The sequence below is a fragment of the Aquimarina sp. Aq78 genome (assembly GCF_900299525.1).
Taxonomy (GTDB): domain Bacteria; phylum Bacteroidota; class Bacteroidia; order Flavobacteriales; family Flavobacteriaceae; genus Aquimarina.
On record NZ_OMKA01000020.1, the window covers coordinates 329,202 to 344,633 of the forward strand.

The following is a 15,432-nucleotide window of genomic DNA, read 5'->3' on the forward strand; positions in this document are numbered from 1 at the left end:
AATGGATGATTTTGAAAAATATATAGTAGAAAACAAGCACCTATTTGATGAGCATAACGCAGATAAATCAAAAATCTGGAATGAAATTGAATCTAACTTAGACTCTTCAAAAACAATTCGCCTGTGGAGGTCTCCCCTAATAAAAATAGCTGCAAGTATTTTGATCCTGGTAGGAGCTTTTTCAATAGTAAATCTAATTGCATCAGGACTTAACAATAACAACCAAAATAATATTGTACATCAGGAATTACGAGATATCGATACTTATTATAAGGATCTAGTATCTTTTCAGGTACAACTTGTAAAAAACAATTCAAAATTGCAACCCGAAGACAAAAAGAAATTCTTGTCTTTTATGGATGAGCTGGATGAAGAATATGATACCCTTAAAACAGAAATGGCAAAAAATTTGAACAATGAATACATTTTAGAAGCCATTGTTAATAATTATAAAAAAAGAATCGAATTGATTGAAAATCTGTTGAAACAGATCAATGATTCTAAAAAATCGAATGAAAATGAAGGCTATATCTTATAAATATCTTTTACTGATGCCCATACTGCTATTCATAGCAAATGGCGTGTGGGCACAGGAAAAAGTGTCAAAAAAAATTGAAAAGACATTTCCGTTAACCAATGCAGGAGAACTACATTTAGAAAATAAATACGGAAATGTAACTATTCAAGGGTGGGAGAAAAAAACAATCCAAATTGATATTGACATACAGGTTGTCAAAAAGAAAAAAGATGACGCAGAAGAACTATTAAAACGTATTAATCCTGCCATTAATAATACCGAAGATTTTGTGAGTATTTCTTCTGTAATTGAAGAAAAAAACACAAGTATGATTTCTAGATTCTTTAATAAAGAACTCTTCGAAAAAACAAGTTTCTTTGATTTTGACAAGGGTAATATTCAAATAGATTACACTATTTATTTGCCTTTTAATGCTGAAATTAATATTATAAATAAATTTGGAGATATCATTATAAGTGAATGGAACGGAAAATTAAAAGCTAATATACAACATGGCGATATGTGGGTAAATAAAGACCTTAATAACGCAAGTATAGAAATGAAATTTGGGAAACTAAAAACCAAATCTATTACTTATGGAAACATACGATTCAAAAATGGAGAAATCGATATAGAATCATCCAATGATCTTAAAATAAATAGTAACGGGACAATCATAAAAATTGAAAATGTAGAGTCATTAGAAATGCACTCCAGCAAGGATCAGATTACCATTCAAAGACTAGGAAGTATTCATGGTGAACTTATGTTTAGCACAATGAATATAGATACAGTATATAAAAATATTAATCTTGTTACAGAAGTAGCAGACGTTTGGGTTTCCAACATTCAAAAAACCAATGCCAATATAACAATTGATCAAGAATCCTCAGAACTAAGCATAAATGTTTCAGGAATGTCCATAGATTTTAATGCTTCTCTTGAACAAGGGCTTTTAAGAATCCCTAAGTCATTTACAAACATAAAGACCGATGTGATTGATAAACGAAGAAAAATTAGAGAAATTAGTGCTACTTATGGAAATAGTAGTTTAAAAGGAAAGTTCCATATCACAGGTAGAAAAGGAGTGGTCATATTAAAAGAATGAGTATGCACCTCTCTTTTAATTACCCCAGTGATCATTGATTATGATAAATTTAACAGTATCGAAACCAATTACATGCAACTATTACAAATTTAACTTGTCAATGATATAACAAATCAAGTATAATGAAACACGTGAAAATTATATTACTTTTTGCTTTAACCTGCTATATGTATCCGAGTATAGCTCAAGAATCTCAGAATTATATCGAGTTTAATGACCGAAAAAATATTGTACATGGTGTTTATCTGGGATTACATGCCGGTTATGGCGAAATTGAAGGCAAAGAAACATATATTGCCGGACTTAAGGTCGCCTATGTTGCTAATCAAAAATTTGAAATTGGTTTTGTAACAAAAGCCCTCTTTTCTAATCAAAACATTCCAGGAATTTTCTCGCCAGAGATTGCAGATCTAGGAGCAGTTTATTCAGGTCTTCATTTAGAACCAATATTTTTCAGTAAAGCCAAAATCAATCTTTCTTTTCCAGTATTAATAGGTGGTGGTGCAATGGGATACATTAATACTAACTGGGATGACGAAGAAGAAGCAGAACGATATCAAGAAGATCAATGGGATGCAATATTTGTTGTAGAGCCTGGAGTGAATGTTTTGTATAATATTTCGCGATACGTTCAGTTAGAAATGGGAGTTAAGTACAGGTTCTCTAGTAAAGTAGAATTATCATCAGATGAAATTACTCGAATCAACGGTTTTTCGGCTGGATTCGGTGTAAAAATGGGAGTATTCAATCTTGGAAGAAATCGCTATAAAAAAAACATACCAAATCATGAATGAATTAAAAACAAACCGCAAAACAAGCATGAATGTTGTCTATGTATTCTCAGAAAACGACAAGGTTTATGTTAAAAACAGTACATGTTCTGAATCTCATAATCAAACTTCGACAATACATGAAGAATGGTTTCCAATTAATTTTCAATGGAAATCATTAATGGATTTAAGAAAAAATATGAGATTTCAAAATGTAGATGAAAGCTATTAATTAAGAACACATTCTTATATAGCACCCTATAGTACCTACCCCCTATTAAAATCATTAAATTACTAATAATCAGATTTTTAAATAAATCGGACACTACATCTATTGCCTAATAATTTTATCCTGATGCATTAAATATTTTAATTATCATTTTAAAACCTTAAAAAATAAACAAATGAAAAAGGCAACCTCTTTATTTCTTCTTTTTTTAATATTCTCATGTGGAATAGATGATGATATTCTTCACACACACATAGAATTACAAGAATTATATGACGAGTCAGAATTAGTTGGGCTTTCTGTAGCCATAGTAGATAATAGAAAAGTGCTTTATAAAAACTCTTTTGGACATGCAGATATTAATAAAAATAAAAGATATTCTAGCCATACAATTCAAAATATAGGATCTATATCCAAGACTTTTATCGCACTAGCAGTAATGAAAGCTGTAGAACAAGGTAAACTTGATTTAGACACCAACATCAATACATATTTACCATTTGATGTTATACATCCGCTTTATCCCGGAAAACCAATAACTGTTCGGCATTTAGCAACTCATACTTCTGGGATTACAGATAGAGAAGTGTATTACAAAAGTTATGTGTATGAAAATCCTGCTCAAGTAGATGTATCTATTTACCCCGAAGATTATCAACCTATTATAGAACTAATTAAAACGAATGTAAAAATCGATGAATCTGTTTTTTTCGAAAATGTATTATCTACATCAGGTCCATGGTATTCTCAGGACAGTTTTACAGAAAATGCTCCGGGAGAAAAATATGAATACAGCAATATTGCAGCAGCTCTAGCAGCTTTTGTTATAGAAAATGCTACAGGCATCTCTTATGAGAGCTATACTCATAAATATATTTTTGACCCTTTACATATGGATGCCACAGGATGGAGTTTTAATGACGTAAATATGCAAAATCATGCTACACTCTATTATGCACAAGATTTTGAAGTTCCCAAGTATTCTTTAGTGACTAAAGCAGATGGTGGACTAATAACCAGTAATTCTGATTTTAGTAAATATTTGATAGAAATGATGAGAGGCTACCAAGGGAAAGGAAAACTATTGTCGGCAGCATCCTATAAAGAAATGTTCCGTTTTCAATCAAAACATGGTGAAATCAAAGAAGCAATGGGTGGTATTTTTTGGGATATTAATGACAATAATACAATAGGACACACAGGAGGAGACCCAGGTATAATAACAGCATGTATGTTTGATCCCATAAAAAACAGGGGGTATTATTTAGTAACAAACACAAGTGAAGAGTTTAATATTAATATCGAAAGATCAATAGAAAAAATCTGGAAAACATTGATTAACGAAAATCCCGATCGTAACTATTAAATATAGAATTTACCCCTAATTATTATTAAGATTTCATAACAAAGTTTTGCTATATAACTAGGGATAACATAACAAGATTAATTAAACTTCTAAACGAGTATAATTCAAAACACAAGAAAAAAACAGTACTAAAAGCTATAATTAACAATAAATTAATTGTAGAACTCGTAACATATTTATTCCTTTACGGTTATATTATTAGTACTAATTGATAAAATACTTTCCTTTGAATAAATACATATTATCTGGTTTCATATTAGTATTCTTATCATCGTTCTCAATTCAAAGTCAGGAAAAATTTACATTAAGCGGGATTATTTCAGAAAAATCCAGTAACGAAACACTTATCGGAGTCAACGTCATATTTCCAGAAATAGGAAAAGGTATAGTTACTAATGAATACGGTTTTTACTCTATCACCTTACCTCAGGGAAAATACAAACTACAGGTTAGTTATTTAGGATTCACAGATAATGTACTTGAAATTGACCTTAATGAAGATAAAAAACTTAATGTTCAACTTACAGAATCTTCAGAAGTTCTCGATGAGGTAATCATTACAGAGAAAACAGAAAAATTAAGCATTAAGAACCCTCAGATGAGTATTAATAAACTCACTTCGGGAACTATCAAACAAATTCCAGTTGTTCTTGGAGAAGCCGATGTAATCAAGGCAATTATTCTTTTACCAGGAGTAACTAGTGGTGGCGAAGGGGCTTCTGGGTTTAATGTGCGAGGAGGATCAACTGATCAAAACCTTATTTTATTAGATGAAGCTACCATTTTTAACTCTTCCCATCTTTTTGGTTTTTTCTCTGTATTTAATCCAGATGCAATAAAAGACATCAAACTCTACAAAGGCGGAATCCCGGCTAGATATGGTGGTCGTGTATCATCAGTATTAGATATTTATCAAAAAGAAGGAAATAGCAAAAAATTTAGAATTAATGGTGGTCTTGGAGCAGTAGCAAGTAGATTGCTGGCAGAAGGTCCTATTGTAAAAGATCGAGGTGCATTTTTGGTAGGTGGTAGAGCTTCTTATGCTCATCTTTTTTTACCTCTTTTTGATAATGATAATGTTGCATATTTCTATGATCTCAATACCAAACTAAATTATAAGATTAATGACAATAATAATTTATACCTGTCTGGTTACTTTGGTCGGGATGTATTTGCTATAGATGAAGTTTTTAAAAATACATATGGCAACACGGTACTTAATCTAAGATGGAACCATCTGTTTTCAGATAAACTATTCTCTAATCTATCCCTAATATATTCTGATTATTTCTACGGATTAGAACTCGATTTTGTAGGTTTCGAATGGGATTCTGGAATCAGAAATTTCAACCTAAAATATGATCTAAAACATTATATCAGTGATAATTTTCAGCTTAATTATGGAATCAACACTATCTATTTCAGATTTAATCCTGGTGAAATAAAACCTAATAGTGAAGATTCTGGAATCAATAGAGAAAAGCTGATCGATAAATATGCAAATGAATTTGGGGCATATATCGATGCAGAACATAAAATCTCTAATAACTTAACACTTCAGTATGGACTTAGGTTAAGCAATTTTATAAGATTAGGACAAAATGAGCTTAATATCTATCAAAATGATAATCCCCTTTTATTTAATGAAGAATTGCAGATTTATGAAGATGCAAAACCAATAGGTACCGAAAGTTTTAGCAGAAGTGATCAAATAAAAACATTTACCAATTTAGAACCCAGAATAGCTCTGGCATATGCTTTTAATGACAACACTTCAATAAAAGCTAGTTATAACAGAATGGCACAATACCTTCATTTATTATCAAATACTAGTTCCCCTACTCCTTTAGATGTATGGACTCCTAGCGGTAAATACATAAAACCACAATTACTTAATCAATATGCACTAGGGTATTTTAAAAGTATTAATGATGATGAATACTCCATAGAAACAGAAGTTTTTTATAAAGACATAAAAAATCGTATCGATTATATTGATGGCGCAGATCTAATTGCAAATAATGCTATCGAGCGAGATATTCTAAATGGAGAAGCTCGTGCTTATGGTTTAGAATTTCTAATAAGAAAAAATGAAGGAAAATTTAAAGGTTGGCTAGCCTATACCTTATCAAAATCAGAACAAAGAACTCCCGGTAGAACGGCGCAAGAACCAGGAATCAACAATAGCAAATGGTATAGTACTCCATATGATAAAACCCACGATGTATCCTTTAATGGAAGTTATAAGCTAAACGAAAAATGGAAATTTGGAGCTAATTTCATATTCCAAACAGGACAACCAACCAATTACCCTACAGGGCAATTCGAATTTCAAGGATTAGTAGTACCGGTCTTTGATGGGCCACGAAATAGTGAACGATTACCAGCATACCATAGGATAGATATATCAGCTACTTTAACACCCAGAAAAAACAAAACCAGAAAATGGCATGGAGAGTGGGTATTTAGTATCTATAATGTATATAATCGTAAAAATGCAGCATCAATTACTTTTAAAAGAAATCAGGATTCCTATTTAAATGAAGCCGTAAGAACTTCTATATTTGGGATTATACCCGCTGTGACCTATAATTTTAAATTCTAATAAATGAGCACAATTAAAGGTTTGCATAGTAATCAAGACATACATACTACCATTAAAAATGGAGGTTATGTAAATTTAATTTTGATCGCTGAAAAGAAAATTAGAAACAGATAAAATGAAGAAATTAATCTATATACTGGTAATTCTGATAACATCGATTAGCTGTGAAGACGCAATTGATATAGAAGTACCTAATGGAAAACAAAGATTAGTAATTGATGCTTCTTTTGAATATTACCTAAACGAAAACCCAATTGATACTGAAGGTGGAGTAAGGCTTACATTATCGACTCCATTCTTTGATAAAGATACTCCTACTGTAAGTGATGCTACTGTTTTTATTACAGACCTCTCTAATAATTCGGTTATCAATTTTACCGAATCAATAGAGCCCGGATTTTATACTCCAGTCTCAACTGCATTTACTCCAGAATTCAATACTACATATCAACTTACTGTTATCTACAACAATGAAACTTTTATTGCTACTGCACAACTTATCCCTACTGTTCCTATTGATAATGTAGTACAAGGTGATAATACTTTATTCGATGATGAAACCGAAGTTGTTATTTTCTTTACAGACGATGGAACTCGTGATGATTTTTATCTTTTTGATTTCGATTTCAGTTTATTCCTGGCAAGTGAAGATCGTTTTTATCAAGGTGAAGCTTTCAATTTCTCTTATTTCTATGAAGATATGGTAAATGGGCGTAATGTAACCATCAAAATATTAGGAATTGATGAGCGTTACTATAATTATGCAAACCTGCTTATTGAGCAAAGTGAACAAGAAGGAGGAAACCCGTTTCAAACACCTCCTGCCCTACTAAGAGGTAATATCATTAACACAACTAATATTGATAATTTTGCCTTAGGATACTTTAACCTTTCTGAAGCTAATAGATTTGACTTCATTATAAAAGAATAGTGCCTTATAATTAAACTTGTTTTGGCCTTTTAAATTTGACCAAAAAATAGTTTTTTGCTTAAAAGAAGTTTTTTTGCGTTGCGTGACATAGTTATGAAACAATAAAAAGATGGATTTTGAATAAAAAAAGAATAGTATAATATAACGAATCATAGAAAGTCTAAATAACTTCATTAAAAAAAGAAAGTTACTCTCTGTCTTGAAATCAAAAAATGAGTATTTTTGAAGTATGTCATTTACAAAAACTACAGAGAAATCCTCAAAATATGATCATTTAGAGAAAATGAGCATTAATGAGTTACTTTCTAACATAAACAAAGAAGATAAAACAGTTCCTGATGCTGTAGAAAAATCTATTCCACAGATTGAAGCTTTGATTGCTCAAATTGTACCAAAACTAAAAGATGGCGGTCGGATTTTCTATCTTGGAGCTGGAACAAGCGGCCGATTAGGAGTTGTAGATGCCAGCGAATGCCCACCTACTTTTGGTGTTTCGCCCGATTTGGTTATTGGATTAATCGCTGGTGGTGATACCGCAATTCGTAAATCCGTAGAATATGCTGAAGATAGCACAGATCAAAGCTGGAAAGATTTAGAAGAATATCAGATTTCAGAAAAAGATGTCGTTATTGGTATTGCAGCTTCGGGTACTACTCCATATGTTATAAGTGCGTTACAAAAATGTAATGAAAACAATATTGCTACAGGATGTATTACCTGTAATGAAGGTAGTCCTTTGGCGCTAACTGCGCAATTTCCGATTGTCGTTACTGTAGGCCCCGAATTTGTAACCGGAAGCTCTCGTATGAAAGCTGGTACTGCCCAAAAACTGGTTTTGAATATGATTTCTACAGCCACTATGATTCAATTAGGACGAGTAAAAGGTAACAAAATGGTTGATATGCAGCTTAGCAATAATAAACTAGTAGATCGTGGAATACGCATGATTATGGAAGAATTATCGATCGATCGTGCAAAGGCTTCCGCAGTATTAGAACAGTATGGAAACGTACGTGATGCAATAAGTAAGTATGGAGCCTAAAAGAACAAATAAAGATTTATTAGGTAAAGGAGTGCAGCGTATGGCAATAGCACTTATTTTTATGTTTATTAGCCCGGTTATTATTCACTCTGCTTTTAAAAATCAGGATCATCCATTATATATCCCTATATTAATATTAGGAATAATTGGTGCTGGATTTGCAATATTTATGGCTTTTAGAGGTATTAGAACTATTATGGAATCAATGTTTGGTAAAAAATAAAATAGTTTAAGATCATTTCTAACTAAATTCCTTCTCTTTTACTAATCGGTGTTGTTGGGTTATAACCAAATCCCGGAATTTTTATTTCAATTCCTAACCGATTAAGAATATACCCGATAGTTGCATAATGATGTACCGCATGACTATTGGCATGAGCAAGAATACTTTCTAACGTATAGTTTACAGTTACTTTTCCTTGTCCCAAATTATCAGTAACATGAATTAAATAATCCGTATTTGTATCAATATATGATAATAATGTTTCCTGAAGTTTGTATATGTGGTGTATTGCAGACTCCTTATCTGTAGATAATATTTCATCTCGCTTACGGGCAGTAAGGTCAATGTTATTAGAATCCAACCCATTAATTATACAATCAAAAAAATCGAGAGTATGACGTATATGCGAGCCTATACTAGAATAATATGGCCCAACCGAACTGTTTAGATATGTAGTAGAATCTATAGCGTTAAGTAGGTCTACAGCGCTACTAAGATTATAATTTATTGAAGAGATAACTAATTGTTTCATGAGCCGTTTAGACGTAAGATACATAATTAACTTACAAATTTTATCGATAAGACTATAAAATTAATTTTTAAAAAAGTCATGTCACAAATAATATTACATACAAATCATCGTTTAGATATTGATTTACAGTAACAATCATCTAGCTTTCTCACACCCAGTAGGATATTTATCACCAAGAATAAGGTTTACCCGTAAAAATTAAGACAAAATGCGTATTTCGTCGATTAATGACTGTTTTTTTTGGATGTTACATATAAAATATTGTATTATTGCTATGTGATTTAAAAGCCCCCAAAGAATGAAAAAAATTGCACTTATACTGTTTTTGTTATGTTTTATCCCCAGAACTAACGCTCAAAATATATACGATGATGCACTAACTGCTGCTAGTTATGCGTACTCACACAGTAAAAAAGCACACGGGGCAAATAACGTCTTTCATACTCAAGAATATGCAGATAAAGCTATAGAAGCTTTCCAAAAAGTAGAAGATTTAGCAGATAAATGTGGCTGTAAAGTAGCCAATGAAACTGCATACAAAGCTAGAGTTGACATGGAAAGTTCACTAGAACAAGATACCTATGAACGTAGTAGATTTTTCGCAAAACGAGCTAAAGAATTAGGGTCCGAACTCCTAGAACAATTAACTTCTTGCCAAGCTAATAGTGGTAACTATACAGATGAAGAAGTAGCCTCTACAGAAGATGAAAACGAATTAGCAGAAGCTACTCAAGAAGTTGCCAGCAAACAAAAAGAATTAGAAGAAAAACGTCGTCAGTTAGAAATCGAACAACAAAAGCTTGAGCAACAAATAGCCGAGCAAAATAAGATAAAAGCCGAATTTGAAGCTAAGCGTGCTGCCGAATTAAAAGCACAGTCATTGATGAAATCAAAAGCTGAAATGGCACTACAAAAATTAGAAAATGCACTACAAGAACTAAGCGTAGTTCTAAACGAAGAATCTAAATTCGAATCACAAGCTGATTATGTGCGAAGTGAAAATGATCTAAAAAACGAATCACTAGACGATACAAAAACATTCTATGTAAATAGAGCAAAAGAACTTACCCAAACCGCTATGCAACAATTTGCCGGTTATAATATGGTAGAAAATTAATTAATGCTGAATTTTATTTTGTAGCCCCAAAATAAAATTTTTACAAACGACATCTCTCTTCTTGCGAGATGTCGTTTTTTTTTACCCTGTTGTGAATAAAAAAATTGCTCTAACATAATTATTATGGAATTATTCCTTATTTTTGGAATTATTCCATAATTTATATTTTGAGAACTATATTACATCTTGATCTGGACACATTCTACGTATCTGTAGAACGTATGATTAACAGCACTTTAAAAGAAAAACCACTTCTTGTTGGCGGGATTACTGATCGTGGTGTTGTAGCTGCATGCAGTTATGAAACCAGATCCTATGGTATACATTCTGGTATGTCTATGAAAATTGCCAAAGAACTATGCCCCGAGGCTGTTGTTATAAAAGGCAATGCCGGAACATATAGTAAATACTCTGATATGGTTACAGAAATCATCAAAGAAAATGTACCCGTATTCGAAAAATCAAGTATTGATGAATTCTATGCAGATCTCTCTGGTATGGATAAATTCTTTGGAACCTATAAATATTCTTTAGAATTACGTCAAAAAGTTATTTCAGAAACGGGGCTTCCAATATCATTTGGTCTTTCTGGTAATAAAGTAGTGTCCAAAGTGGCTACCAACGAAGCAAAACCTAATAACCAATTAAAGATAGATTTTGGTACAGAAAAACCGTTTTTAGCTCCGCTATCGGTTAAAAAAATTCCAATGGTAGGTGATAAAACATATCAAACTTTACGAAATCTAGGTGTTCGTTATATAAAAACTATCCAGGATATGCCAGTAGATGTCATGAAAGGGGTACTTGGAGCAAATGGTCTTACCATCTGGAAAAGAGCTAATGGGATAGACAACACACCTGTCATTGCATTTTCTGAACGTAAATCAATCTCTACAGAAAGAACATTCGACAAGGATACTATAGACATATATAAACTTAGAAATCTCCTAATAGCAATGACAGAAAACCTCTCCTATCAATTACGAAGAGGAAATAAGTTAACCGCTTGCATTGCAGTAAAAATTAGATACTCAGATTTTAACACATATACTAAGCAACATAAAATACCATACACCAGTGCAGATCATATCCTTATTCCTAAAATCCTGGAAATATTCGAAAAACTATATCAAAAACGATTATTAATTCGATTAATAGGAATACGATTTAGTCACTTGGTTAGTGGCAACTACCAGATCAATCTATTTGATGATAGTGAGAAACAGCTTAACCTATATCAGGCGTTAGATACTATTAGAATTCGATATGGAGACCGAAGTGTAATAAGAGCTGCTGCTATAGGATCAAAAACTATTGGCAGAATGCAAAACCCATTTAACGGGCAACCCCCTATTGTATTAGCCCATAGAAAACAATAGTTTTTATAGTCATCGGTATCATAATAATGGCATCCGGGCGGGTTATTCACTATATCTTTTTCTGTCAATTCTAATGAATTGGCAGAAAAAGGATGTCGTTGCTACCCCTGATGCAAAACTCAAAATATGAAACTATATGTACCTTAATTGTCATTCATTTTATAGTTTGCGTTTCGGAACCTTCTCTGAAATCGATCTTTTAGAGTTGGCCAAAGAAAACAAAACAAGGTGCCTTGCTCTAACTGATATCAACAATACTTCTGCTTGCCTAAACTTTATTAGAAAAGCAAAAGAGTATCAGATTAAACCTATTGTAGGAATAGATTTCAGAAACAATCACCAACCTTTATACATCGGTCTGGCAAAAAACAATGAAGGATATAAAGAGTTAAATGATTTTTTATCATACTATTCTTATAAAAAAATCGATTTCCCCAAAATAGCTCCTCCTTTAAAAAATTCCTATATCATATATCCTCTTCAACATGTATTGTCAATAAACAAAACCAACTTTACAGATAATGAATTTATAGGTATATCTATAAAAGATATACCTAAACTTTGTCTTTCTAATTTACGAAAACTGAAAGATAAATGCATAGCACTACAGCCTGTTACCTTCAGAAATAAAAAAGATTTTAATGCTCACCGATTATTAAGAGCTATTGATAATAACATACTACTAAGTCGTTTACCCAACCATCAACAGGCATGTTTTTCAGAGCAAATGATTCCCGATCAAGAAATAAAAAATAAATTTTCAGAATTTGACTTCATTATTAACAACACCCTTGCTGTTCAAGAGGAGTGTTTTATTGATTTTAATTTTTCAAAAAACAATCCTTCTTTAAACCAAAAAACATACACTAGCAGTATACAAGAAGATAATAAACTGCTTAAAAAACTCTGTCAGGAAGGTCTTCTCTATCGGTATCCAAATCCCAAAAAAAAAGTATTAGATCGATTAAAAAAAGAACTATCACTAATTACAAAAATGGAATTTGTTTCCTATTTTTTGATCAACTGGAGAATTGTCTCTTATGCACAGAGTAAAGGATATTATTATGTAGGCCGTGGTAGTGGGGCAAATAGTATTGTAGCATACCTACTTCGTATCACAGATGTAGATCCAATAGAATTAGACCTGTACTTCGAACGGTTTATCAATACACACCGCACCAGTCCTCCTGATTTTGATATTGATTTCTCATGGAAAGACAGGCAAGATATCACTCGATTTATTTTTCAAGAATTTGACAATGTAGCATTACTAGGAACCTACATCACTTTTCATTATAAAGGGGCAATAAGAGAATTAGGTAAAGTATTCGGTCTTCCAAAATTTGAAATCGACAAGTTAAGCGAAGGAGATTATGATTATAGTTCCCTTGATCAAATTCATAAACTGGTAGTCATCTATAGTAATCTAATACGAGGTATCCCTAATTACCTTAGCATACATGCTAGTGGAATATTGATTAGCGAATCCCCTCTACACTATTATTCTGCCACAGATCTCCCTCCTAAAGGGTTTCCTACTGTACAATATGATATGATCATCGCAGAAGATCTGGGGCTATACAAATTTGATATTTTAGGACAACGTGGATTAGCAAAAATTAAAGACGCAATTACAATTATAGAATACAATCAACCAGCGTTAGCTGATTTTGATATTCATGACATAGGGAGGTTTAAAAAAGATAAAAAAATAAATGCTTTGATACGAGATGCAAAATGTCTGGCTTGTTTTTATGTAGAATCTCCTGCGATGCGTATGCTTTTGAGTAAGCTAAAAACAGACAATTACCTAGGACTAGTAGCAGCAAGCTCAATCATACGCCCCGGAGTTGCTAAAAGCGGGATGATGCGAGAGTATATTTTACGGGAGCATGACAAAGACAGAAGAAAAAACTCACACCCGATTATGCTTGATTTGATGAGTGAAACCTATGGTATTATGGTATATCAGGAAGATGTGATTAAAGTAGCTCATTTTTTCGCAAAACTAACCTTAGATGAAGCAGATGTATTACGCCGGGGTATGAGTGGTAAATTTAGATCGCGAAAAGAATTTAAGGATGTCAAAAATAAATTCATAAATAACTGTAAAAATGAAGGCTATGCTGAATCCCTAATTCTCGAAATCTGGGATCAGATAGCTAGTTTTGCCGGATATGCATTTCCAAAAGGACATTCTGCTTCTTATGCTGTAGAAAGCTACCAAAGTTTATTTCTCAAAGCTTATTTCCCATTAGAATATCTAGTAGCTACACTAAACAATGGAGGCGGTTTCTATCGTCCCGAAATATATCTTCATGAAGCCAAAATATTAGGAGCTACAATACTAACCCCCTGTATCAATACCAGTGGGTATGAACATATCATAAATCGTAAAAGTATATTTTTAGGATTGATGATACTAAGAAATCTAGAGTATAAGATTTCAGAAAACATTTTGAGTAATCGTTCTCAAAATGGCCCATATACTTCTTTAGACAATTTCATTGATAGAGTACAAATAGGTATAGAGCAAGTTAGTATTCTCATCAAGATTGATGCATTTAGGTTTACCAACAAAAACAAACATGAACTATTATGGCAGGCTCATTTTAAAATAAACAGTATTCCATCAAATATCCAAAATCAATTTCTTTTATTTAATCAAAAACAAGTAGAACATACACTTCCAGAGTTAAAAACATCAAAACTAGAGACTATGTTTGAACAAATTGAAGCTTTCGGGTTTCCGCTTTGCGGTTACTTCAAAATATTAGCTACAGCACCCAAAAACAGCAATAATGCTAATCAATTATATGATTATCTAAACAAAAACATAGATATATATGGGTATCTCATAGCTATGAAAAACACTAAAACTCATACAGGAAAGCGTATGGCCTTTGGCACGTTTCTAGATCAATCTGGAAACATCTTTGATACTGTATTATTTCCCAAAATACAAGAGAAGTATCAATTAAGAGGGAGAGGTATTTATCGTATATATGGTAAGGTAGTTAAAGAGTTTGGTTTTTTGAGCATAGAGGTTATTAAAATCATAAAACAAGATTATATTCAAGATCCTAGGTATGCATAAACGAAATAAGCTAAAAACAACATGTTAACAACATTTCTTTTTAGAATACTTCACACTTTCTAAGGAAACATAATCTAAATTTTATAACTTCATATCATCTTAAAAAATTATTAACCTCTTAAATTAATTAGTATGTACACAAAAATTTTAATCGTGAAAGGCGTCAAAAAATTAAGTAAAACTGATCAATCTACAATTAAAGGAGCGCATTTTGGTGGTTGTAGGCCAGGTGGTGGGTATACAGGTCAAAGTTGTAGTACTTCAGATCAATGCAGACCTTTTGAACCGGGTTTTCCTGTTTTTTGTTCGCATGGCTGCTGTTATGGCGCTTTTTAGTGAAAATATGCATGATAATTACAAGTCCTCTTTATTTAGGTAAAGAGGATTTTTATATCCAATATTTATTGCATAAAAAAAACCCTTCATAATATTATGAAGGGTTTTCAAGGAAGGCGGCGACCTACTCTCCCACGATTGTAGTACCATTGGCGCTAACGGGCTTAACTTCTCTGTTCG

General features: G+C 32.3%; 14 protein-coding genes. 13 read left to right on the top strand and 1 reads right to left on the bottom strand.

The genetic code is table 11. From position 1 onward, the window contains the following. The first annotated feature begins 1 nt into the window (after nt 1). From DG435_RS13095 to DG435_RS13135, 9 genes are all read left to right on the top strand, one after another. Nucleotides 2–538: a hypothetical protein gene (locus DG435_RS13095; protein WP_106794539.1), complete on the top strand. Its 537-nt coding sequence runs from the start codon at nt 2–4 to the stop codon at nt 536–538. Further along, the gene (locus DG435_RS13100) at nt 519–1,625 is read left to right on the top strand and encodes a hypothetical protein (RefSeq protein ID WP_159025751.1); all 1,107 of its coding nucleotides are present in this window, start codon (nt 519–521) and stop codon (nt 1,623–1,625) included. Before DG435_RS13095 ends, DG435_RS13100 begins: the two co-directional genes overlap by 20 nt. Nucleotides 1,626–1,747: 122 nt before the next feature. After that, nucleotides 1,748–2,419 carry a hypothetical protein gene (locus tag DG435_RS13105; RefSeq protein ID WP_159025752.1) on the top strand — a complete coding sequence of 224 codons (672 nt, stop codon included), beginning with the start codon at nt 1,748–1,750 and terminating at the stop codon, nt 2,417–2,419. 25 nt (nt 2,420–2,444) lie between these two features. Further along, a complete protein-coding gene (locus DG435_RS13110) occupies nt 2,445–2,627 on the top strand; it encodes a hypothetical protein (RefSeq protein WP_159025753.1) in 183 nt (60 codons plus the stop codon). Between the two features lie 172 nt (nt 2,628–2,799). Further along, nucleotides 2,800–3,990 carry a serine hydrolase gene (locus DG435_RS13115; protein ID WP_106794543.1) on the top strand — a complete coding sequence of 397 codons (1,191 nt, stop codon included), beginning with the start codon at nt 2,800–2,802 and terminating at the stop codon, nt 3,988–3,990. A 226-nt stretch (nt 3,991–4,216) separates the two neighbouring features. Next, a complete protein-coding gene (locus DG435_RS13120; protein ID WP_106794553.1) occupies nt 4,217–6,595 on the top strand; it encodes a TonB-dependent receptor in 2,379 nt (792 codons plus the stop codon). Nucleotides 6,596–6,710: 115 nt separating this feature from the next. Next, the gene (locus tag DG435_RS13125; RefSeq protein WP_106794544.1) at nt 6,711–7,526 is read left to right on the top strand and encodes a DUF4249 family protein; all 816 of its coding nucleotides are present in this window, start codon (nt 6,711–6,713) and stop codon (nt 7,524–7,526) included. Nucleotides 7,527–7,755: 229 nt separating this feature from the next. Continuing rightward, the gene (gene murQ, locus DG435_RS13130) at nt 7,756–8,568 is read left to right on the top strand and encodes an N-acetylmuramic acid 6-phosphate etherase (RefSeq protein ID WP_106794545.1); all 813 of its coding nucleotides are present in this window, start codon (nt 7,756–7,758) and stop codon (nt 8,566–8,568) included. Next, nucleotides 8,558–8,791 carry a DUF6095 family protein gene (locus tag DG435_RS13135; RefSeq protein ID WP_024770540.1) on the top strand — a complete coding sequence of 78 codons (234 nt, stop codon included), beginning with the start codon at nt 8,558–8,560 and terminating at the stop codon, nt 8,789–8,791. The genes murQ and DG435_RS13135 overlap by 11 nt, the downstream gene beginning before the upstream one ends. Before the next feature lie 22 nt (nt 8,792–8,813). Here DG435_RS13135 and DG435_RS13140 read toward each other — a convergent pair whose 3' ends face one another. Further along, nucleotides 8,814–9,323 (bottom strand): DinB family protein, encoded by a 510-nt coding sequence (locus DG435_RS13140; protein ID WP_106794546.1) that lies wholly within the window; start codon nt 9,321–9,323, stop codon nt 8,814–8,816. A gap of 298 nt (nt 9,324–9,621) precedes the next feature. Between DG435_RS13140 and DG435_RS13145 the strand changes: the two genes are divergently transcribed. From DG435_RS13145 to DG435_RS13160, 4 genes are all read left to right on the top strand, one after another. After that, a complete protein-coding gene (locus tag DG435_RS13145; protein ID WP_106794547.1) occupies nt 9,622–10,440 on the top strand; it encodes a hypothetical protein in 819 nt (272 codons plus the stop codon). Nucleotides 10,441–10,604: 164 nt separating this feature from the next. After that, nucleotides 10,605–11,819, top strand: a complete 1,215-nt coding sequence (locus DG435_RS13150) for a DNA polymerase IV (RefSeq protein WP_106794548.1) — start codon at nt 10,605–10,607, stop codon at nt 11,817–11,819. Nucleotides 11,820–11,955: 136 nt separating this feature from the next. Continuing rightward, the gene (locus DG435_RS13155) at nt 11,956–14,916 is read left to right on the top strand and encodes a DNA polymerase III subunit alpha (protein WP_106794549.1); all 2,961 of its coding nucleotides are present in this window, start codon (nt 11,956–11,958) and stop codon (nt 14,914–14,916) included. Between the two features lie 132 nt (nt 14,917–15,048). Continuing rightward, nucleotides 15,049–15,252: a hypothetical protein gene (locus DG435_RS13160; protein ID WP_106794550.1), complete on the top strand. Its 204-nt coding sequence runs from the start codon at nt 15,049–15,051 to the stop codon at nt 15,250–15,252. The last annotated feature ends 180 nt before the right edge of the window (nt 15,253–15,432 follow it).